The following is a 20,353-nucleotide window of genomic DNA, read 5'->3' on the forward strand; positions in this document are numbered from 1 at the left end:
GTCCGCCCCTCCACGAGTGTGTACACGCGGTCGATGGCCCACATCAACCCCCACCCCATCACGGTTGCGGCCGGCACTGCGGTGACGGCAAGCACCGCCATTTGCGCCCACACTGGCGCCTGCACGAGCCATTCCATGCCCTCAGGGTAGCCTGTTCACCATGAGCAGTGCACCTTTCGACGTCACCTGCCCCGCGGGCACCATCACCGGCTACCTCGATGAGGACGTGGCCCACTTTCACTCCATCGAGTACTCCCATATCCCGGGGGATTTCGAGAACCCCGAACCTGCCCCACCCCGTGACCAGGATGCACGCACCCCGCACCCGGAGAAGGTCGCGCTCACCATCACCGCCCCCGCACCCGGCAGCCGCACCACGTCACTGGCGCCCACGTTGGTCTATATCCACGGCGGCCGCTACGAGCACGGCTCCCACGAGGATCCCCGCGCAGAGGGCACGCCGACCGCACAGGCAGGCATCGTCCACGTGCAGCTGGGCTACCGCGTGGGCCTGCCGGGGCTTGCCCGTTTCCGTGATGATGAGCCCGACCGCTACCGCGCCATCGAGGACCTGCAGCTGGGCTTGGAATGGATCCAGCGCAATATCGAGGCCTTCGGCGGGGATCCCACCAACGTCACCATCTTGGGCCAGTCCGCCGGCGCCAACGCCGTGCTGTGGCTGTGTCGGCGGGACCACTACCGCGGGGCCTTTCGCCGAGCACTAGCGCTCTCCCCGGGCTTCCCGCGGGAGACCTTCGAGGAGCGCAGTGCCACCCTGCGTCAGGTGATGAAGAAGCCCATCACGCGTTCCTCGCTTGCGGCGATGAGCCAAGAGGAGCTTGCCGCCAGCTACGCCAAGTTCCGCAAGAAGTACAGCCTCGATATGGCACTGGGCCCCACGCCCCTGGAGTGTGGGCAGCTTGCCGACGTCCCCCTCATCCTCGGCAGTACCCGCGACGAGTTCTACAACATCCCGGCCACACGGAAGATTGACCGCTCCCCGTTCCGCGGCCTCATCCTGCGCTATGCGGCGCCGCGCTTTGGCTTTCCCCGCAATGGTTTCCAACCCTGGTATCAGGTGGTGCAGCACATGGACAAGGAGCGCCCAATGGGCCGGATGGTGGGTGATGCCATCATCCGCCGCTGGGCTGCAGAGGTAGCGGAGAAGGCACCGGGTAAGACCTGGATGGTGGAGTTCATCCGTTCCTCGAGCCCGGCCCTGCACTGCGAGGAGCTGCGCCCGCTCTTCGGAGAAACACCGCTCGCGCAGTGGTTGCGCGATTTCATCCGCACCGGCGAGCCCGGCTTCGAGGCCTACCGCCCCGAGCACGCTATCTGGGAATACAACTTAGACAACGACGAGCATCGGGTGGCCTACGCCAGCTTGGATTATATTTCGGCGGCCTTCGCCCAGGATGGCAGTCTGCTCTGATCCGGGGGCGTTAAGCCAAAAGGGCCGCGCGCAGCGGTTCGTGGGTCAGCTCCTCCACCATCCACGGGCTAAAGGCGAAAGGCGTGGCGTCGACGGCGGCGAGCACATCGCGCACTGGCGCCCACGCGAAGGAATCGACTTCGTCGGGGTTGGGCGCCGGATCATCTTCAGTTTCGAAGAGATAGACCGGGCAGATTTCATTCTCCACCACGCCGGAAGAATCCACGGCACGGTAAGCAAAGTCCGGGAGCACCAAACGCGGCGTGCCAGTCAGGCCAAGCTCGAAGCGGCCGCGGCGGACGACGGCGGCGGCAGTCTCCTCATCCGGGCCCGGGTGCCCGCAGAAGGAATTGGTCCACACGCCAGGCCAGGTCAGCTTGGACAGGGCGCGGCGGGTCAGCAGCAGCTGGCCATCGCGCACCACCCACGCAGAAAAGGCGAAATGGAGCGGGGTATCCGCGGTATGTACGGCGGCCTTGTCAGCGGTGCCGGCGGGTGTGCCCTCCGGCGAAGCTAGAACGACGAGTTCCGTCATAGATTGAGGTCTCCTACATAGCACACGTTGCCAATGCTAAAGCGCGCGTTCCAGAGGTTGCCTGGGGCAACGTTATAGACATATTGAAGGTTGGTGGACGCACCGGCGCCCAGCGGGTGATCCAGGCCCGGCGCGGCCACATCCGGGTGGACAGCGGGGTCAACATCGATCGAATCCACGGTGGCCCAGCCACCGTTGCCGTCGGCACGCTCGAGGGTGGGTTCCGGGAGGGCGTCGACAGGCATCGGCACCTCGTTGAGGTTGTGAATCTTCACAGTCAGCACCGTTCCGCCACCGCCGGAGTACAGGCCCTGCAGCTCAAATTCCACGTTGAGGCCCTCGTCCTTAACGGGGGCTGCCAAGTCGGAGGTGACCTCGTGAGCGTCCACGTCCTTGGCCTCAAAGGTCGGCGGCTCCGAACTGGAGACCACGATGTTGTCCTGCGGACCCACGTCCGGCGGCTGGAGGATACTGCAGCCTGACAAGGCAGCCAGGCACAGCGGGGCGCACGCTAGGGGGAGGTATTTCTTCACCGCGGATCCTTTTCCATCACGATTTCGGTTTCTCCCCTACCTTAGTCGACGGGTTGGATATTCCTATTAAGGGCGTAACATCGGCCGGCGATGAACTCTATTCTCCGCATCGTCCGCAGCGCCTCCGCTCTGTGGCCTTTCTATCTTGGCGTCCTTATCACCGCGTCAGTCACCGCGATTCTGTCGCTGCTGACACCTTTCATCCTCCGCGAAGCCACCGATACCGTCGTCGCAGGCGGACCACTGCGCACCATTCTGTGGTGGGTCGTAGCACTCTTTGTGGCGGACGCGCTGGGCAACGTGGTGAAGAATATCGGCGGCTATATCGGCGATGTGATGGTCGCACGCCTGCGCCAGATTCTTTCGACGCGCTACTTTGCCAAGCTGCTCTCCGTGCCGCAAGGTTATTACGACAACCAGGTTACCGGCACCATCATTGCGCGCTTGGACCGCTCGATTGCGAATATCACGCAATTCCTGCAGTCCTTCTCCAATAACTTCTTCGTCATGCTCATCCAGGCCGCGGCGGTGCTAGTCATCACCGCGGTGTACTACTGGCCGCTGGCCATCCTGCTGGCCGCGCTCTTCCCCATCTATATGTGGCTCACGGCGCTAACCTCGGAGCGCTGGCAGAAGTTTGAGGCCATCAAGAACGAAAACATCGACGTGGCCAATGGGCGCTTCGCGGAGGTCATCGGCCAGGTGAAGGTGACCAAGTCCTTCGTCGCCGAGGCCCGCGAGCTGGCTTCCTTCGGTTCACACTACCGCACGGTGGTGGATACCACGAAGCCGCAGTCGCGCTGGTGGCATTCCATGGACACCGCGCGCGGCGCGGCCATGGCGCTGATCTTCTTAGGCATCTACGGCCTGATCTTCTGGCGCACCTTGGAGGGCCACTTCTCCATCGGTGACATGGTCATGCTCCTGCAGCTGGTGAACATGGCCAAGCAGCCGGTGTTCATGATGAGCTGGATCGTGGATGTCAGCCAGCGCGCTATTGCCGGCTCCAAGGACTACTTCAAGGTCATGGAGGAAATCCCGGAGCCCACCGTCAACCCGCAGCTGGTCGCCGCCGCTGAAACCTCCGACGTGCCGGAGCTCGACCTCACCCCGGCCAAGCCGCTGCGCCCCGCAGAAGGTCCGGTCTTCGCCTTCGAGGACGTGTCCTTCTCCTATGAATCGGATAAGCCGGTCGTCGCCGACATCACCTTCGCCGCCCAAGAAGGCCACAAGGTCGCGCTCGTCGGCGAATCCGGCGGCGGCAAGTCCACCCTGGTCAACCTACTGTTAGGCCTCTACCAACCCACGGAGGGAAAGCTGACGGTACTGGGCCACGACGCCGCGGAGCTCACCGCGGAGCGCCTGCGCGCCTCAGTCGGCGTGGTCTTCCAGGAGTCCTATCTTTTCTCCGGCACCATTCGGGAAAACATCGCCTATGGCAAGCCGGGCGCCACGATGGAGGAGATCGTGGACGTCGCCAAGCGCGCCAATGCACACGGCTTCATCGAAGAATTCCCCGATGGCTACGACACCGTCATCGGCGAGCGCGGCCTCAAGCTCTCCGGCGGGCAGAAACAGCGCGTGGCCGTGGCGCGCGCCATGCTGAAGGACGCCCCCATCCTCGTCCTCGACGAGGCCACCTCGGCGCTGGACACCAAGGCTGAGCGCGCCGTGCAGGCCGGTCTGGACGAGCTCATGAAGAACCGCACCACGCTCATCATCGCGCACCGCCTGTCCACCATCGCGGACGTGGACACCATCATCACCCTAGACCGCGGCCGCATCTCCGAGATTGGCGCGCCAGCGGAGCTGGCGCAATCGGGAGGCATCTACGCCGAGCTGCTGCGGCTGACCCAATCCGCCTCCGCCGCCGACCGTCAGCGATTGAAAAAATACGGATTCGTCCAATCCACCGACGAGTAAGGTGGGGCGCATGCATTTCCCTAGTCTGAAAGAACTCTATGCCCGCGGCACCCGCAAGTGGACCGTTTATGACGACGACGTCATCCCGCTGTGGATCGCTGAATCAGACTTCCTCACCGCACCGGCGGTCAAGGAGGCCATCCAAGAGGCTGTCGACGCCGAGTCCTTCGGCTACACCCCGGCGCCCAAGGCCTCTGAGCTCAACGCGGCGCTAGCGGATTTCTATGAAGCGCGCTATGGCTGGCGCCCAGAACACGTCTTCTGGATCGGGGACGTGGTCCGCGGCCTGCTGCTCGGCGTGCAGTACTTCACCGAGGGCGCGGTGGCCGTGCCGGTCCCTTCCTACCCGCCGCTGCTGGAGCTGCCGGAGACCGCCGGGCGCGAGAAGATTGAAACCTCGCTGGAGCTAGAGGATATCGAGCGCGCCTTTAAGGCCGGCGCCGGCTCCATCCTGCTCTCCCACCCCTATAACCCGCTCGGCATTGTCTTTGATGAGGACTGGCTGCGGGGGCTCGTGGAGCTGGCAGATAAATACGATGCCCGCATCCTCTCCGATGAGATCCACGCCCCGCTCGTCTACGAAGGCCGCCACATCCCGCTCGGCGCCTTGTCCGACCGCGTTATTACCGTCACCGCCACGTCCAAGGCGTGGAACACCGCGGGCTTGAAGTGCGCGCAGGTGATCTTCTCCAATACTGCGGATGTCGAGCGCTGGAACTCGCTGACCGGCGTGGCTAAGGACGGCACCGGCACGCTCGGTGTCTTGGCTGCGGAGGCTGCCTACCGCCACGGTGGGGAGTTCCTTGACGAGGAGATTGAGTACCTGAAGAAGACCCGCGATTGGCTGGTGGAGGAGTTACCCAAGCGCGTTCCGGGCCTCAAGACTTCCCACCCGCAGGCCACCTACCTGCTGTGGTTGGACTTTAGCGAGACAGCTATTGGTGATAACCCGAAGCCCGCAGCGTGGGTGCGTGAGCACGCCAAGGTAGCACTCAACGAGGGCATGACCTTCGGTACCGGCGGCGAGCACCACGCGCGCTTGAACTTCGCTACCTCCCGCGAACTGCTTGAAGAAGCACTGGACCGGCTGGAGAAGGCCTTCAGCTAGAGTTTACATCTCATGTCATGGGCATTATTCTTAGAAAAATGTCCATAAATGACGTTCAGGCCCCCTCCAAGTCGGCCTCGAAGACGAGTTCCCCCATCGGCATCGTCATCGTAGCCTCCCTCATGCTCTTCTCCATGTTCTTCGGAGCGGGCAACCTCATCTTTCCGCCGGAGGTCGGTGTCTCATCCGGCACCAACTTCTGGCCGGCCACCTTGGGCTTCCTCGCCGCCGGCGTGGCCCTGCCGGTCTTGGCCGTAATCGCGGTGGCCATTTCCGGCCAGTCCGTGCGGGACATCGGCAACCACGGCGGCAAGATCTTCGGCGTGGCTTTCTCCGTCATCGCCTACCTGGCCATCGGCGCCTTCTACGCCCTGCCACGTACCGGCGCGGTGTCCATGGAAACCGCGATTACCCCGCTCCTGGGTTGGGAGGGCACCTTTGCCAATGGCGCCTTCAACGTTGTCTTCTTCCTTATCGCGTTGGCTTTGGCCTGGCGCCCGAATGACATCATCGACACCTTGGGCAAGTTTCTGACCCCGGCGCTGGTCATCCTGCTCGCGGTCCTCATCACCCTGGCCACTGTGGCGAACTCCCGCGTGCCCGGCACCCCGACTGAGGAGTACGCCTCCGCGCCCTTCGTCACAGGCCTCTTCGAGGGCTACAACACCATGGATGCCATCGCGGGCCTGGCATTCTCCATCGTCATCGTGACTTCGCTGCGCTCCAAAGGTTTCTCTACTGACCGTGCGCTGCTGCGCGGAACCATCACTTCCGCCGTCATCGCCGGCGCGCTGCTTGCCGCTATCTACCTGGGCCTGGCGTGGATCGGCCAAACCATGCCGAATGGTTCCTCCTATGATTCCGGCGCCGCCTTGCTTGCCGACGCCTCCAATCTCACCATGGGCAACGTCGGCCAGGCCGTCTTCTCCGCCATCGTCATCCTGGCATGCATGACCACCGCCGTGGGCCTGATTTCCGCCACCTCGGAGTTCTTCGCCCTGCTCGTGCCGAAGACCACCTACCACTTCTGGGCTTGCCTATTTACCGCGCTGTCCATCGCCTTCGCCTTCCAGGGCCTGGATACGGTGCTCGCCATCGCGGTCCCCTTCATCGTGTTCTTGTACCCGCCGGCTATCTCCCTGATCGCGCTGACGCTTCTGCAACCAGCAGTTAAGAAGTGGGTCACCTTCTACTGGGGCTTCCGACTGGCGCTGTGGGTTTCCGTCCTGTGGTCCGCCGCCACCTCCTTCGGCGCCCCGCTTGGCTTCTCCCCTGGCCAAGACGTTGGCCTGGGCTGGGTAGTTCCCACGCTCCTCGCATTTGCTATCGGCGTTATCATCGATGTTGTATCTACATCCTCGTCGAAGAAAAGTGAGTAGTTCATGACGCCCCGCGCCGTTCTATCCATCCTCGATTTCTGCACCATTTATGAGGGGGAGACTCCTTCCCAGTCCATGGCTAGGTCGGTCGAGCTAGCGCAACAGGCGGAGGCCTTGGGCTTTGAGCGCATGTGGTACACCGAGCACCACAACATGCCCTCTATTTCCTCCTCCGCCCCGGCGGTTCTCATCGCCCACATTGGCGCGAAGACCGAGCGCATCCGATTGGGCTCCGGCGGCATCATGCTGCCGAACCACGCACCCTATGTCATCGCTGAACAATTCGGCACCCTCGCCGAGCTCTACCCCGGCCGCATCGACTTAGGCCTGGGCCGCGCACCCGGCACCGATATGAAGACCTTGGGCCGCGCCCTGCGCCGCGATAGAAATGCCGCCGAGCGCTTCCCCGAGGATGTCAAGGAGCTGCAGGGCTACCTTTCCGGAAAATCCCTCGTCCCCGGCGTGCAGGCCATCCCCGGCCGCGGCACGAACGTGCCGATCTACATCCTGGGCTCCTCGCTCTTCGGCGCCTCGCTGGCCGCCAAATATGGCCTGCCTTATGCCTTCGCCTCGCACTTCGCCCCGCAGCACTTGGAAGCCGCCACGGCCTATTACCGCGAGAATTACCAGCCTTCCGAGGCCCACCCCGAGCCCTATGTCATCGCCGGCGTCAACGTCACCGCGGGGGATGACGCCGAGGAGGAATTCGAAAAGGTCTGCTTCCGCCGCGTGAAGGCTTTCGTCAGCCGTGGCAGGCAGCTCAGCGACGACGACGTCGCCCGCATCATCGACTCCCCTCAGGGCCAACAGATCATCAGCATGCTGCAGTACTCCGCCGTTGGAAATGTAGAGCACGTGCGCGAGTACCTCACCGACTTCCAGAAGTTGGCTCAGGCGGATGAGCTCATGATCTCCCTGCAATCCACAAGCCACAAGGCAGCGTTGGGTAATATGGCAAACCTGGCACAAGCGTGGCAGATGTAGGCGCACGCGCAGGCGCGCGTACGCACATCTTTGCCCGTCACAGCGTTGTTCTACATAGAGGAGAATTTCGGTGGCCCTTCGCCGTACACAGCAACACAGCATGATCGCTGATTACTTGCGCACCCTCATTCGCAGCAAGAAGCTTTCTCCTGGTGATTTCCTGCCCAGCGAGGCCGAGCTCTGCGAGCAATTCTCCTCCTCCCGCGGCCCCGTGCGCCAAGCCGTCGCGGCACTGCGCTCGGAAGGCCTCATCTCCTCCGGCCGCGGCCGCCGCTCTGTCGTCCTCGGCCGTTTTACCTCGGAGTCCTTCGACTCCATTTATTCCGTGACGCACTGGCTGCGCGAGCGCGGCTTCGAGCCCGGCGCGTCCACCTTGTGGCTGGGGCGCTGCCCTGCTTCCGAGCAGGAAGCCGAGTTCTTGCGGGTAGAGACAGGTTCCCCCGTAATCTTTGTGCACCGAGTGCGCAGCGCCAACGGCATGCCCATCGCCATCGAGCGCATGTTCTTCCCACTGGACGTGGGCAGCCACATCCTCAACTTCGATGCCGACAACGAGTCTGTCCACGATCACCTACGTAAGCAGGGCGTGGACTTCGACAACGTCAATCGCGAGCTCTCCCTCGCGTCCGCCAGCGAGGAAGATGCGCGCTCCCTTAATGTCGAGCCCGGCACCCCGCTGTGGCGCCTGCACTTGGACATCTCAGATCACTCTGGTCATCCCGTCGAGTGCACCGAAATCCTGTACCTCGGGGACCGCCTGACGCTGGGCATGACGAGCGTGCGCGGAAGCACCTCCCCGCTCGAGGTCAAGTTGTCGGAAGGATGATGAGAGCCTGGCTTGGTGCGCTGGGGCTGGTCGTGGGGGCGTCGTTAAGCGCGTGTTCTGCCGGCTCCACGGCAGTGGTTGATTCTGACTCCTCTGCGCTGACGCTGGCCACCACGACGCCGGCGACCTCCCTGGATTTCACCACCGTCGGCGGAGCCGCCATCCCGGCAGCACTCATGAGCAACGTCTACGAGACCCTGGTGCGCATCTCCCCGGAGGGAGAGATTGTCCCCGGGCTCGCCGAATCCTGGGAGGTCGAGTCCACACGCTATACCTTCCACCTGCGTGAGGCTTCCTTCTCCAACGGCGAGGCTTTCACCGCGCACACCGCCGCGTGGTCCATCATCGCGGTGAAGACGGAGTGGACGAACGGCATTAGCGCCCAGATGGACGTGGTGGAATCCGCCACGGCTGTCGACGATCACACGCTCCTCGTCACCCTTAAACGGCCCTCCGCCGGGTGGTTATGGTCCGTGGGCACCGCCATCGGTGCTATGCGCACTCCCACCGAAGCGGTGGGCACCGGCCCCTTTGCCGTCGCGGGCTTCTCCCCCAACGAATACATCGCGCTGCGCGCCCGCCCAGACTACTGGGGCACCCCAGCGGAAGAAGACATCACCATCCGCTACTTCCCGGATTCGCTGACCGCGGTTAACGCCCTGCGCTCCGGCGGGGTGGACGCGGTGTGGGGCGTGCAGAACCCGGAGCTGCTCGACACGCTCGATGACTCCATCGAGACCGCCGTGGGCACCACGAACGGCGAGGTGTTGCTGTCCATGAATAACCAAGCAGCACCTTTCGACGACCCCCTCGTGCGCCGCGCCGTGGCCTATGGCATCGACCGCCGGGCCGCCAACGAGATCCTCTGGGAAGGCCGCGCGCAGGATACCGGTGGCTCACCCGTCCCGCCGACTGATCCCTGGTTTAGTGGGAAGGACTACTACCCCTTTGAACCGGCGCGCGCCCGCGCGCTGATGGAGGAGGCCGGCGCGGTGGGCACGCCGCTCACACTCACGGTACCGAGCCTGCCCTATGCGCAAACACTCTCCGAGTTCCTCTACTCCCAGCTGGAGGAGATGGGCTTTGAGGTCACGCTGGAAACCGCAGAGTTCCCCGCGGTGTGGCTGAGCCAAGTCATGGGTGCGAAAGACTATCAGATGTCGCTCGTCGCGCACGTCGAGCCGCGCGATATCCCCACCATCTTTGGCAACCCGGACTACTACCTCGGCTATGATTCGCCGCAGGCCCGCACGCTGTTGGAGCAGGATGACATGACGGGTGCCGTCGACCAGATCATGGAGGACATGCCCGCTCTGACGCTGATGAATATGCCCAATATCGTGCTCTACCGCGAGGGCCTGATCGGCCTGCAGCCGAACCAAATCACCGATGCCATTGAGCTGCGAGGCGTGCGATGAGAATACTGCGCTTCCTCGGCACCATGTGGGCTGCCTCCATCATCATTTTCCTGCTCATGCGGGCCGTGCCCGGCAACCCGGCGCGCGTGGCTTTGGGCGTCAACGCCACCGATGAGGCCGTGGAAAAGCTAACGCACTCCATGGGCTTGGACCGCCCGCTTCTCGTCCAATACCTAGAGTGGATGAAAGGGCTGTTGACCGGCAACTTCGGCATCTCCCTGTCCTCGCAGCAGGACATCACTCCGCTGGTGATTGACCGCGCGCAGGTTACGCTGTTGCTCATCGGGCTGGCCATTGTCCTCGCCCTAGCCGGGGCTATTCCCATGGGCATCCTGCTCGCCCGCTTTCGCCTCCCTGTGCTCAATGCGGCCACGCAGCTGGGCATCGCGGTGCCCAGCTTCTTAGTCGGTATCCTGCTGGTCGCGGTCTTCTCCGTGCACCTGGGTTGGCTGCCGGCGAATGGCTGGCAGCTGCCGCGCGAGGGTTTAAGCCACCTCGTCCTGCCGGTCATCTCGTTAGCACTGGTGCAAGGCGCCATGCTCACGCGCTACGTGCGCGCCACCCTCCGCGAGGAGATGGACAAGGACTATATCCGCACCGCCCGCTCCCTGGGTGAATCCCGCACCGGGGCGCTGGTCCGCCACGGCCTGCGCAATGCCGCTTTGCCGGTGCTCACTGTCACCGGCGTGCAGCTGAGCACCTTGGTGGTGGGCGCGGTGGTCATCGAGAATGTCTTCGTCATCCCGGGTCTGGGCTCGCTGCTTCTCGACGCCGTCTCCACCCGCGACCTCACCACCGTCCAGACCCTCATCATGGTTTTCGTGACTTTCACGCTGACCGTCAACCTGCTCACGGACCTGGCCTACCGGGTCATCGATCCGCGGCTGAAGGAGGCGCGATGAAGCCCGGCTATATTCTGGTGGGCCTGACTGTCCTATTCGCCCTGGTCTCTCTGGTGTGGACGCCCTATGACCCGAACCTCATCTCCCCCGACCGCCTGGCCGGCCCCAGCCTGGAGCACCTCATGGGCACCGACCGCTTCGGGCGCGATACCTTCTCCCGCATCCTCGCCGGCGCCCAGATCACCGTGCTGGTGGGAGTGGTAGCGGTGGCCATCGCTGCGCTCATCGGGGTGCCACTCGGCATCATCGCCGGGATGCGCGGTGGTGGCTTCATCATGGCGGCCACCGACCTGCTACTCGCCTTCCCGGCGCTGCTGCTGGCCATCGTCGCCGGCGCGGTGTGGGGCTCGTCGACGCTCACGGCGACCATCGCCATCGGCATCGCCGGCATCCCTTCCTTCATCCGGGTCACGCGCTCCGGCACGCTGCAGATTATGACGCAGGACTATATCGCGGCCGCCCGCATCTCACGCGTGCCGCCGGCGCTCATCGCGTGGCGCCACGTCCTGCCGAACCTCGGAGGCATCGTGGCCATCCAGGCCTCCGTCTACTTTGCGCTGGCCGTCCTCGCTGAAGCCGGCCTGTCCTACCTCGGCCTAGGCACCGCCCCGCCAACCGCCTCGTGGGGACGCATGCTGCACGACGCCCAACCCCTCCTGGCCACCCACCCCCTCCAGGCGCTGTGGCCCGGGCTGGCCATCGCCGGCACCGTCCTCGGATTCAACCTGCTAGGAAGCCATGCTGACCGTCACTGATCTGCGCGTGGGCCCTGTCGGCCCCATCTCCTTTTCCATCGCACCCGGCGAGCGCGTCGGCCTCATCGGCGATTCCGGCAGCGGCAAGTCCCTCACCGCCCTAGCCATCATGGGGCTTTTGCCCGATCACCTGCAGGCCACCGGCTCCATTAACTTCAACGGCCAGGAGCTGCTGGGCATGCGCGACCGTGACCTGCGCAAGCTGCCGCTGGCCATGGTCTTCCAAGAGCCCATGACCGCGCTCGACCCGCTGATGAAGGTGCCCGGCTTCAACCGCTTCCCGCACCAGCTCTCCGGCGGGCAGCGCCAGCGCGCGCTCATCGAGATGGCCATGGCCCGCCACCCCAAGCTGCTCATCTGCGATGAGCCCACCACCGCCCTGGATCCCTTCACCCAGGAGGAAATCCTCTCCACCATCGTGGATGCCGCGGACAGCGAAGACACAGCGCTGCTGTTCATTAGCCATGACCGGGACGTCGTCAAGCGCGTGTGCGACCGCGTCGTGCGCATCGGTGAGCTCACCACTCCCGACCTCACCCCGCCGCCCATGCCCAGCCTGGGCGAGCCCGTCATCGAGCTCAAGAACGTGGCCAAGACCTACCGCGGGGTGACCGCGCTGGACGACGTCTCCCTCACCGTCCGCGAGGGCGAGCGCCTCGGCATCGTCGGCGGTTCCGGCTCCGGCAAATCCACGCTGCTCAAGCTGCTCACGGGGCTAGCGGAGCCGACCTCGGGGACGGTGGCGGTGAAGAAGCGCGTGCACATGGTCTTCCAAGACCCTAAGGGCTCGCTCAACCCGCGCATGCCTATCTGGAAGATCGTGGCCGAGGGCGGCGGGACGCGCGAAGAAGCCGAGGCGGTGCTGCGGGAGGTCGGCATCGAGGGCTTCGAGCGCTATCCCCGGGACTTCTCCGGCGGGCAGCGCCAACGCATTTCGCTGGCGCGCGCTGTGGTGGGCAAGCCGGAGATTCTGCTGGCGGACGAGGCCGTCTCAGCGTTGGACGCCACCTCGCGGGCCCAGGTCCTCGAGCTTCTACAGCGCGTAACGAAGGATATGACGCTGGTTTTCGTCTCCCACGACATCGATGTCGTGCGCCACTTATGCCCCACAGTGGCGGTCCTGCAGGACGGCCGGCTCGTGGATCGCGGCGAAACGAGTAAGGTGTTCTCCCGATATGGAACACCCACTGCCGCAACGTCCTAATGCACTTCAGCTCTTTACCGCCTTTAACACCTCCGCGCGCCGCTGGCCCGGTGCCCTGCGCGCGGCGTTGGCGATCATTATCCCCGGCGGGATCGCTGTAGCGACGGGCCACCCGGATGCGGTGCTGCTCATTTCCGCCGGCGCCTTCTCCGTCATCTACGGCGAGGGGCACCCCTACCGCACGCGACGCCGCGTGATCCTCACCGCTGGCGGACTGCTCACGCTGGCGGCCACAGCCGGTTCCCTCGTCGGCGTGCATGGGCTGGCGCTGTCCGCGGTGTTTACGGTGGCTCTAGCAACCATCGGCGCGTTCGTGCAGAATGCGCTGCGGCTGCCGCCGCCGGGTTCCTTCTTCATCGTGATGGTGGCCGGCGGCTCCACGATGCTGCGTGGGGTCTCGCCGTGGGAGGTGGCCGCGTGGAGCCTGGCCGGCGTGTTGGCCAGCTACGTGCTGGGCATGCTGCCGCGTTTCCGGGATCCGCACGGCCCGGAGACCCGCGCGGTGGCCGCGCTGGAGAAGGCCGCCGATGCCTTCGTGAACTCCGATAGCGATTTCTTGGCTCGCCACCACCAGGCGCAGTCCGCCATCTCCACCGCCTGGCAAGCGCTTGCCGACGCCGGCGTCATCCGCGGCGGCCGCATCCGCCACCCCGCCCAAGCGGAGCTGGTGCACCGCGCGCTAGCCGCGCAGCAGCGCATCGTGGCTCACCACAAGCAGGTCGGCGGCAACTCGGATGAGCTCTCTGATTCCCCTACCTACGTGGACCCGGACCGCACCACCATCCCGCACACCAAGCCGACGATGCGCTACCGCTTCTACCGCGCCGCGGTGGGCAATTCCCACGCGGTGGTAACAGCGGAAAAGATCGCGCTCGGTGGCCTGGCCACCGCGTTCATTGGCATGGCGCTGGGGCTCAACCGCCCGGACTGGGGCGCGGTCTCGGTGCTCCTGCTCTTGCAGTGGGGGCCGGACCGGGTTCCGGGAACGATTCGCGGTGTGCAACGTATGCTGGGCTCCGTCTTAGGCGTGTGCGTCTTTGCGCTCATTGCCTCTTTCAGCCCGCACGGCTGGGGGTTGGTGCTCGCGCTGGCCTTCTGCCAGTTCTGCGCAGAGATTCTGGTGGTGAAGAACTACGCGCTGTGCGTTATCTTCTCCACGCCGCTTGCTTTGCTCATGGGCAATTCTTCGGAGCACATGGCCCACACCATCGGCTCGCGCATGGCGGAGATTGGACTCTCCGTGGTCGTGGCGATGCTCTTCCTGTGGCTGTGGAAGCCGCGCGCCCAGCTGACCAACCACTACCGCCTGCAAACGCGCTGCTTCGAGGCGATGGCCGCCCTGCTCGGCGCGCTACTCATCAAGACCCCCGAGGAAGCGCTGGCACAGCGGCGCGACCTGCACTACGAGCTACTCTCGGAGCGCCGCAGCATCCAGTCGCTGGCGACCAACCACTCCGATATCAGCGAGTTCTGGGAGCGCCACACCGCCTTGCAACCGGCCGGCTACTTCCTCTTAGATTTCTGCGTGGTCAATCCGCTGTCGCAGCCCAGCCGCGCGGAGCTGGACACGCTCATCGCGAAAATCACCGCAGCGGAAATGCGGTCCTAACCTCCTAGCACGGGCACCCCCGGTTGCCCGCGAATTATTTCACCGATAGCAACAGGTTCGGGTCGAGTACGTGTTCCTCCACGCGCTCGAAGCAAGCGAAGGCTTCCTCCAGCTCACGGACATTCTCATCAAAATTAGGCAGCGACATGGCATTCCAATCGACGCAGAAATAAGTGCCTTCATCCTAGCTCACACCACTGTCATTGTGCGCACCTGCGATAATGGTGAGGGTGAACACTCGAAAATCTACAGGTCCACCCGTTGGCATCTATCCTCACGACATGCACCCCGGCTTGGTTCCGGGTATCGGTGTGGAGGATCAACGCAACGCTTTCGCGCTCGATAAAATCACTTTCTTCACCACCGCCACCTTCGTCGTAGCTTTCATCATCTGGGGTATTAGCTCGCCAGAATCCGTCTCGGCCGCATCCTCCACCGCTTTTTCCTGGGCCATCACCAACGCCGGCTGGCTGCTCAACATCACCATGATGATGGCCGTAGCCACCATGCTCTACATCGGTTGCTCCCGCCTAGGCCGCATCAAGCTCGGTACCGATGACGAAGAGCCTGAGTTCGGCTGGTTTAGCTGGGTCGCCATGATGTTTGGCGCCGGCATCGGCGTCGGCATCTTCTTCTACGGCCCGTCAGAGCCGCTGTCGCACTACCTCACCCCGCCGCCGCACACCGTCGACGGCAACAGCGTCGAGGCCCTGCACCAGGCCATGGCCCAGGCGCACTACCACTGGGGAATCTCGCCCTGGGCGGCGTACGCCCTGGTCGGCGGAGCCATCGCCTATTCCTCCTACCGCCGCGGGCGCGTGCCTCTGGTGTCCTCCATTTTCAAGCCGCTGTTCGGCTCCCGCGATACCGACGGCCCGCTGGGCAAGCTTATCGACGTCCTCGCCCTCGTCGCCACGCTCTTCGGCACCGCCGCCACACTGGGTCTTTCCGCTATCCAGATCGGCCAAGGAGTATCCATCATCCGCGGCGCCGGCCCGCTGACCAACTCCGTGCTCATCGTGATCATTGCGGTCCTTGGCTGCGGCTTCATCATCTCGGCGGTCTCGGGTGTCTCCCGCGGCGTGCGCTATCTCTCCAATTTCAACATCACGGTGACACTCGGCTTGGTCATCTTTGTCTTCTTCACCGGTCCGACCTTGCTCCTGCTCAACCTCGTGCCCTCCGGCATCGTGACCTACATCGACCAGCTTTTGCCGATGATGGCCAAAGGCCTGTCCTGGGGAGATGAGACCATCGAGTTCCAGTCTTACTGGACCGCCTTCTACTGGGCATGGTGGATTGCCTGGACGCCGTTCGTCGGCATGTTCGTGGCCCGTATCTCCCGCGGCCGCACGCTACGCGAATTCACGGCAGTGACGGTCTTCGCTCCCTCCCTCATCCTCATTTTGGCCTTCACCATCTTCGGTGGCACAGCCATCACCTTTAAGCGCGAGAACCTGCCCAACTTTGATGGCTCCGCCTCCGGCGAGCAGGTTCTTTTCGCCATGTTCGACAACCTGCCGCTGAGCAGCATCACGCCCTTCATTTTGATCCTGGTGCTGGCGGTCTTCTTCATCACCTCCGCCGATTCCGCTTCGGTCATCATGGGAACCATGTCCTCCAAGGGAAACCCTGCCCCCAACAAGTTCATCGTCGTTTTCTGGGGCCTGTGCATGATGGGCATCGCTGTTGTCATGCTGCTGACCGGCGGTGAGGACGTGCTCACCGGCCTGCAGAACCTGACAATCCTGTCTGCCCTGCCTTTCTGCATCGTGCTGCTCGTCATGATGGTGGCCTTCATCAAGGACCTGCGCTCCGACCCGGTATTCATCCGCCGCGCCTACGCGCGTGCCGCGGTGGAAAACGCCGTTGTGCGCGGCATCGAGGAGCACGGCGATGACTTCGAGCTATCCATCGAGCACGCCGACGAGGGCCGCGGTGCCGGCTCCGACTTCGACTCCTCAGCGCACCGCTACACGGACTGGTACCAGCGCACCGATGAAAAAGGCGAGAATGTAGACTACGACTTCAATACCGATACCTGGGCCGACGGCTACGAGCCAGACACCGAGCAGAAGGAAAAATAAATGGGGTTGCCTGAAAACGTCGTCCTCGACGGCTACACCCTCATCGAGCAGCATGAAATCGACCACGAGTTTCTCATCAACGGCTCCCCGCTCACCGCGACAACTCCCGTTCTTTTCGCACTCAGCATCGGCGGCATGCTCCTCGTGGCCGCGAGCTTCTTTCTGCGCGGTACCCGCCGCTTTATCACCGGCCTCCTCGGCGCAGTGCTGACTCTCACGAAGCTGTGGTGGATGCCCATCGCGCTTGCCCGCCAGTTCGACGACGGCCAGGTCTTCGGCTATACGCTCAAGTACTACCCCCAATACTGGCCCGTAGCATCCATCATCGTGGTCGGCATCGCGTTAATCGGCCTGGTCTCCGCGTTTTTCTTCCGGCGCTAACGCGACTCCAACACCGCGATCGCAATGTGCACCCGATTGGTACCGCCCAGTTTGTCCAAGATGTGCTTGATATGGGTCTTAACCGTGGTCACGGAGACGTAGAGCTGTCCGGCAATCTCCTGGTTGTCTAGACCCTGGGCCACGAGTTGCGCCACGCTGTTCTTCCTGCGCCGCCGGCCGGGAATTGCGCACGGCGTGGTGTGGGACTTTGCCGTCTCCGGGCTCGCGGTGGAGCTCAATACAAACATGACCCACCTTCTCGCGCGCGGGCCTAGAGTGGCTGGACAGTGCGGGTTACGCTCCCTTCAATGAGGAAGTTCGGATACCGCCGGCGCGATCTCAGCGGTGGTCATCCGATTGGTATCCAACCCGCTCTCCCACTCGCTGTTCACCGGTCTTAGCGCCTATGGCCGATCCCAGAAACAGCCTGTGCGCTGGCTCATTGCCGCCATCGCGGTGCACGTGACGAACAACCTCTTCCCGTCGCTAAGCACCGCGTTCGACGACGCCATCTGGCCCCTCCTCGCCGGCATGGCTGTCGTGCTAGCCGTGTGGATAGCCACCATCTGGGGCGTTATTGCGCTGCGGAAGAAGGCGGCTGCACATCCAGCCCTGTCCCCTGCACCGGCGCGCGCATAGCCTTCGTCGCCGGGGAGGGATGGGCGTCCTCGGCGGCGAGGCGCTCAAAGGCCACCGCCGCCAAGGCCGCAGCTTGATCCCCCAGAACGGAATCATCGAAGCGCACCAGCGGCGAGTGGTTCCACTCGCGCATGTGCTCCGGGGTGTGCGGATCTCCCGTACCGAACCACATGAAGGTGCCCGGAACCTGGGATAACACCGCGCCGAAATCTTCCGAGGCCATCATCGGCGTATCCATGGTCAGCACGTTTTCCGCCCCGAACATCCCGGCCCACAACGACGCCGCGAACTGGTCCTCGCGCGGTGAGGTCTTCGTCGCCGAATACAAAACCTCAAAGTCCACCTTCGCGGTACAACGGTGCGAGGCCGCCACGGAGCTTGAGACCTCGATGATCATTTGGCGGACGGCATCGATGTGTTCGTCGCGAAGCACGCGCACCGTCGCGCCCAGCTCCGCCTTGTCCGGGATGACGTTGACCGCGCCGTCGCCCGCGCGCAAGTTGGTCACCGTGATGACAATCGGCGAGTTCGCGTCGAAGCGCCGGGTCAGCGCCACCTGCAGCGCCACCTGGATCTCCGCCAAGGCCGCGACGGGATCGATAGCATCATGTGGGCGCGAGCCATGCCCACCTTTGCCGTAGACGGTAATCCCTAGGTTGGACGACGAGGCCATCATCGGGCCGGCGATGTGGTGGAAGGTGCCCCGATCCTGCGGGCCGACGTGCAAACCGTAGGCGGCGATGGGGCGGCGGCCAGCAGCGTCGAGCACGCCCTCATCGATCATCGGCTGCGCACCACCCGGGCCCTCCTCGCCCGGCTGGAACATGAAGATGACATCGCCCAACAGCTCTTCGCGGTGGCGGCACAGCATCTTGACCGCGCCGATCAACCCCGCCGTGTGCAGGTCATGGCCACACGCATGCATGTTGTTATTCGTCGAAGCGAAAGGGCTGCCCGTCTGCTCGCGCACCGGAAGACCATCCATGTCCGCGCGCAGCAGCACCGAGACGGGACGCTCGCCGCGCTTCCCGCCGCGCAGCACCGCGACGACGGAGCTTAAGTCGCGCCCGAGCTGAATTTCCAAAGGCAAGCCTTTAAGAGCTTCGAGCACCTTCTCCTGCGTCCGCGGTAGGTGCAGCCCCACCTCCGGGTTCTGATGCATATCGCGACGGAACTCCTGCAACTCCGGAAGCAGCTCCCAGCCTTCCTCCACGAACACCTGGCTGGCCAACCGCTCTCCGAGCTTGGCGGAAACCATCGGAAGCGGTGGCAGTTGCTGACGGTGGCGCGGGGCCATCTTCATGGTGTCATCCTTTCCGAGCATGTGCGCCGAGCATACCGGAAACTGTATTAAAGTAACGGTCTATGAAGCTTCTCTCTGCGCTTTTGAGCAGCGCACTTCTCATGTCTTCTGCCCCTGCTTACCAGGAATCCAGCCGCGATGAGCAATCCTCTCGCTGGGGCGTGGACGCAACGTTCAGCATCCTCAACGCCATGGGTTCCTCCTCGCACCTTCTCACCGATTTGTTCACATCGGAACAGGAAGGGTATCCGTACCCGGTGGATGCGTCGATAAGCACGGCGTCCGTTGTCTCCCGCGCCCCGACCGATGAGCCTGGCCGGGAAAAGTGGCTCGTGGCCTCGCCGTCCATGGGACGTGAGATTCCCGTCGACGTCGTCCTCGGCAGCGGCGGCCCGGTGGTGTACTTCCTGGAAGGTGTCGACTCCCCGGAAACCTCCAACTGGATCACCAAGGGGCATCTGAAGCGCGTTTTCGGCGACTCCGACGCCAGCATCGTCATCCCCTCCCAAGGCGCTGGTTCCATGTGGACCGACTGGAACGAGGATGACCCCAAGTTGGGCCGCCACAAATGGAACACCTTCGTCACGCAGGAGCTCGCTCCGGTGGTTGAGGCAGAACTACATCACAACGACAAACGCGGACTCATCGGCTTGTCGATGGGCGCGTCCGGCGCGGTCATGATGGCCAACAACCACCCGGGGTTCTTCGATGCGGTGGCGGGAATTTCCGGTTGCTATTCCACGACGAGCACGGTGGGTCAAGGAACGGTTGACCTGACGGTGGGCAGCCTCGGTGGCAACCCGCGGAACATGTGGGGCCCGCACGGCTCGCCGGACTGGCTGCGCAATGACGTGATGGCTCACCCGGAGGGGCTGCGCGGGACGACGCTCTATCTTTCCGCTGCCACTGGCGCATGGACGGATGAAGAGATGGCGGCCTACCCTAACAAATCCCTCGATGATCGCATCGGCGGCACCCTGCTGGAGGCCGGCTCAAAGCGGTGCACGGAGGAGTTTTCCGCCGCGCTTGACGACGCCTCCCTCCCCCACACCACCGACTACCTCGACTCCGGGGTGCACGACTGGGTGATGTTTGGCAAGCAATTGCAGCCGGCGTGGGATGCGATTAAACCGGCGCTGTACTAGCGACGACCCCACCGCCCAAGCCTGTCGGCCCGAAAGGCTCTCCCCTTTCTGAGGCCTATCTCCCGTCCCCCCAGTCACCGTTCAGCCAGCCCTAGCCAACCCTCTCTCCGCCCTTGGTCGGTGTTTCATCCCGTCTGTGAGCAGGTTATTTGCTCTTCCGGTTGCGGGGTTGCTAGTGCTGTTTTAGTCT

At 63.8% G+C, this 20,353-nt stretch carries 19 protein-coding genes; 15 read left to right on the plus strand and 4 right to left on the minus strand.

Translation table 11 applies throughout. From position 1 onward, the window contains the following. Window positions 1–160 precede the first annotated feature (160 nt). A complete protein-coding gene (locus HMPREF2896_RS02395) occupies window positions 161–1,432 on the plus strand; it encodes a carboxylesterase family protein (RefSeq protein WP_070717408.1) in 1,272 nt (423 codons plus the stop codon). A 10-nt stretch (window positions 1,433–1,442) separates the two neighbouring features. Here HMPREF2896_RS02395 and idi read toward each other — a convergent pair whose 3' ends face one another. After that, complete coding sequence (gene idi, locus HMPREF2896_RS02400) at window positions 1,443–1,967, minus strand: isopentenyl-diphosphate Delta-isomerase (protein ID WP_070717409.1); 525 nt, start codon at window positions 1,965–1,967, stop codon at window positions 1,443–1,445. Next, a complete protein-coding gene (locus tag HMPREF2896_RS02405) occupies window positions 1,964–2,500 on the minus strand; it encodes a hypothetical protein (RefSeq protein ID WP_070717413.1) in 537 nt (178 codons plus the stop codon). The genes idi and HMPREF2896_RS02405 overlap by 4 nt, the downstream gene beginning before the upstream one ends. Before the next feature lie 90 nt (window positions 2,501–2,590). Here HMPREF2896_RS02405 and HMPREF2896_RS02410 point away from each other — a divergent pair, with 90 nt between their 5' ends. From HMPREF2896_RS02410 to HMPREF2896_RS02465, 12 genes are all read left to right on the plus strand, one after another. After that, the gene (locus tag HMPREF2896_RS02410; protein WP_070717416.1) at window positions 2,591–4,423 is read left to right on the plus strand and encodes an ABC transporter ATP-binding protein; all 1,833 of its coding nucleotides are present in this window, start codon (window positions 2,591–2,593) and stop codon (window positions 4,421–4,423) included. A 10-nt stretch (window positions 4,424–4,433) separates the two neighbouring features. Next, complete coding sequence (locus tag HMPREF2896_RS02415; RefSeq protein ID WP_070717418.1) at window positions 4,434–5,531, plus strand: MalY/PatB family protein; 1,098 nt, start codon at window positions 4,434–4,436, stop codon at window positions 5,529–5,531. A gap of 38 nt (window positions 5,532–5,569) precedes the next feature. Next, the gene (gene brnQ / locus HMPREF2896_RS02420) at window positions 5,570–6,910 is read left to right on the plus strand and encodes a branched-chain amino acid transport system II carrier protein (RefSeq protein ID WP_070717420.1); all 1,341 of its coding nucleotides are present in this window, start codon (window positions 5,570–5,572) and stop codon (window positions 6,908–6,910) included. Between the two features lie 3 nt (window positions 6,911–6,913). Continuing rightward, complete coding sequence (locus tag HMPREF2896_RS02425) at window positions 6,914–7,894, plus strand: LLM class flavin-dependent oxidoreductase (protein WP_070717423.1); 981 nt, start codon at window positions 6,914–6,916, stop codon at window positions 7,892–7,894. A 100-nt stretch (window positions 7,895–7,994) separates the two neighbouring features. Further along, window positions 7,995–8,720, plus strand: coding sequence for a GntR family transcriptional regulator (locus HMPREF2896_RS02430; protein ID WP_246823977.1), 726 nt, complete (start codon window positions 7,995–7,997; stop codon window positions 8,718–8,720). Continuing rightward, on the plus strand, window positions 8,720–10,138 hold the full coding sequence (locus HMPREF2896_RS02435) for an ABC transporter substrate-binding protein (RefSeq protein ID WP_070717431.1): 1,419 nt from the start codon (window positions 8,720–8,722) through the stop codon (window positions 10,136–10,138). The genes HMPREF2896_RS02430 and HMPREF2896_RS02435 overlap by 1 nt, the downstream gene beginning before the upstream one ends. Beyond that, entirely contained in the window at window positions 10,135–11,040 is a 906-nt protein-coding gene (locus HMPREF2896_RS02440; RefSeq protein WP_070446701.1) for an ABC transporter permease, read from the plus strand. The genes HMPREF2896_RS02435 and HMPREF2896_RS02440 overlap by 4 nt, the downstream gene beginning before the upstream one ends. Beyond that, a complete protein-coding gene (locus HMPREF2896_RS02445) occupies window positions 11,037–11,795 on the plus strand; it encodes an ABC transporter permease (RefSeq protein WP_070644565.1) in 759 nt (252 codons plus the stop codon). Before HMPREF2896_RS02440 ends, HMPREF2896_RS02445 begins: the two co-directional genes overlap by 4 nt. Then, window positions 11,779–12,999 carry an ABC transporter ATP-binding protein gene (locus HMPREF2896_RS02450; protein ID WP_070717436.1) on the plus strand — a complete coding sequence of 407 codons (1,221 nt, stop codon included), beginning with the start codon at window positions 11,779–11,781 and terminating at the stop codon, window positions 12,997–12,999. Before HMPREF2896_RS02445 ends, HMPREF2896_RS02450 begins: the two co-directional genes overlap by 17 nt. Further along, the gene (locus HMPREF2896_RS02455) at window positions 12,971–14,608 is read left to right on the plus strand and encodes an FUSC family protein (RefSeq protein WP_070717439.1); all 1,638 of its coding nucleotides are present in this window, start codon (window positions 12,971–12,973) and stop codon (window positions 14,606–14,608) included. Before HMPREF2896_RS02450 ends, HMPREF2896_RS02455 begins: the two co-directional genes overlap by 29 nt. Before the next feature lie 281 nt (window positions 14,609–14,889). Continuing rightward, window positions 14,890–16,695: a BCCT family transporter gene (locus HMPREF2896_RS02460; protein ID WP_246823978.1), complete on the plus strand. Its 1,806-nt coding sequence runs from the start codon at window positions 14,890–14,892 to the stop codon at window positions 16,693–16,695. Further along, window positions 16,696–17,076, plus strand: coding sequence for a cell division FtsX domain-containing protein (locus tag HMPREF2896_RS02465; RefSeq protein WP_070717444.1), 381 nt, complete (start codon window positions 16,696–16,698; stop codon window positions 17,074–17,076). On the opposite strand, the gene HMPREF2896_RS02470 is transcribed toward HMPREF2896_RS02465, so the two are convergent. After that, window positions 17,073–17,324, minus strand: coding sequence for a response regulator transcription factor (locus HMPREF2896_RS02470; protein WP_070717447.1), 252 nt, complete (start codon window positions 17,322–17,324; stop codon window positions 17,073–17,075). The two genes, HMPREF2896_RS02465 and HMPREF2896_RS02470, sit on opposite strands and share 4 nt — an antisense overlap. Before the next feature lie 97 nt (window positions 17,325–17,421). Here HMPREF2896_RS02470 and HMPREF2896_RS13030 point away from each other — a divergent pair, with 97 nt between their 5' ends. Beyond that, window positions 17,422–17,715, plus strand: coding sequence for a hypothetical protein (locus HMPREF2896_RS13030; RefSeq protein ID WP_070717450.1), 294 nt, complete (start codon window positions 17,422–17,424; stop codon window positions 17,713–17,715). Here the strand turns inward: HMPREF2896_RS13030 and HMPREF2896_RS02480 are convergent. Beyond that, a complete protein-coding gene (locus tag HMPREF2896_RS02480) occupies window positions 17,651–19,018 on the minus strand; it encodes a M20 metallopeptidase family protein (RefSeq protein ID WP_070717453.1) in 1,368 nt (455 codons plus the stop codon). The genes HMPREF2896_RS13030 and HMPREF2896_RS02480 overlap by 65 nt on opposite strands. 62 nt (window positions 19,019–19,080) lie before the next feature. Between HMPREF2896_RS02480 and HMPREF2896_RS02485 the strand changes: the two genes are divergently transcribed. Next, window positions 19,081–20,163, plus strand: a complete 1,083-nt coding sequence (locus tag HMPREF2896_RS02485; RefSeq protein WP_070710558.1) for an alpha/beta hydrolase — start codon at window positions 19,081–19,083, stop codon at window positions 20,161–20,163. Window positions 20,164–20,353: the final 190 nt, after the last annotated feature.

The organism is Corynebacterium sp. HMSC069E04 (assembly GCF_001813175.1).
In the GTDB taxonomy this organism is placed as follows: Bacteria; Actinomycetota; Actinomycetes; order Mycobacteriales; family Mycobacteriaceae; genus Corynebacterium; species Corynebacterium aurimucosum.

What these genes read in the sequence shown, in the direction of transcription:
- HMPREF2896_RS02395 (WP_070717408.1), top strand. Translation starts at nt 161, where the DNA reads ATGAGCAGTGCACCTTTCGACGTCACCTGCCCCGCGGGCACCATCACC.
- idi (WP_070717409.1), bottom strand. Translation starts at nt 1,967, where the DNA reads ATGACGGAACTCGTCGTTCTAGCTTCGCCGGAGGGCACACCCGCCGGC.
- HMPREF2896_RS02410 (WP_070717416.1), top strand. Translation starts at nt 2,591, where the DNA reads ATGAACTCTATTCTCCGCATCGTCCGCAGCGCCTCCGCTCTGTGGCCT.
- HMPREF2896_RS02415 (WP_070717418.1), top strand. Translation starts at nt 4,434, where the DNA reads ATGCATTTCCCTAGTCTGAAAGAACTCTATGCCCGCGGCACCCGCAAG.
- brnQ (WP_070717420.1), top strand. Translation starts at nt 5,570, where the DNA reads ATGTCCATAAATGACGTTCAGGCCCCCTCCAAGTCGGCCTCGAAGACG.
- HMPREF2896_RS02425 (WP_070717423.1), top strand. Translation starts at nt 6,914, where the DNA reads ATGACGCCCCGCGCCGTTCTATCCATCCTCGATTTCTGCACCATTTAT.
- HMPREF2896_RS02430 (WP_246823977.1), top strand. Translation starts at nt 7,995, where the DNA reads ATGATCGCTGATTACTTGCGCACCCTCATTCGCAGCAAGAAGCTTTCT.
- HMPREF2896_RS02435 (WP_070717431.1), top strand. Translation starts at nt 8,720, where the DNA reads ATGAGAGCCTGGCTTGGTGCGCTGGGGCTGGTCGTGGGGGCGTCGTTA.
- HMPREF2896_RS02440 (WP_070446701.1), top strand. Translation starts at nt 10,135, where the DNA reads ATGAGAATACTGCGCTTCCTCGGCACCATGTGGGCTGCCTCCATCATC.
- HMPREF2896_RS02445 (WP_070644565.1), top strand. Translation starts at nt 11,037, where the DNA reads ATGAAGCCCGGCTATATTCTGGTGGGCCTGACTGTCCTATTCGCCCTG.
- HMPREF2896_RS02450 (WP_070717436.1), top strand. Translation starts at nt 11,779, where the DNA reads ATGCTGACCGTCACTGATCTGCGCGTGGGCCCTGTCGGCCCCATCTCC.
- HMPREF2896_RS02455 (WP_070717439.1), top strand. Translation starts at nt 12,971, where the DNA reads ATGGAACACCCACTGCCGCAACGTCCTAATGCACTTCAGCTCTTTACC.
- HMPREF2896_RS02460 (WP_246823978.1), top strand. Translation starts at nt 14,890, where the DNA reads ATGCACCCCGGCTTGGTTCCGGGTATCGGTGTGGAGGATCAACGCAAC.
- HMPREF2896_RS02465 (WP_070717444.1), top strand. Translation starts at nt 16,696, where the DNA reads ATGGGGTTGCCTGAAAACGTCGTCCTCGACGGCTACACCCTCATCGAG.
- HMPREF2896_RS02470 (WP_070717447.1), bottom strand. Translation starts at nt 17,324, where the DNA reads ATGTTTGTATTGAGCTCCACCGCGAGCCCGGAGACGGCAAAGTCCCAC.
- HMPREF2896_RS02480 (WP_070717453.1), bottom strand. Translation starts at nt 19,018, where the DNA reads ATGAAGATGGCCCCGCGCCACCGTCAGCAACTGCCACCGCTTCCGATG.
- HMPREF2896_RS02485 (WP_070710558.1), top strand. Translation starts at nt 19,081, where the DNA reads ATGAAGCTTCTCTCTGCGCTTTTGAGCAGCGCACTTCTCATGTCTTCT.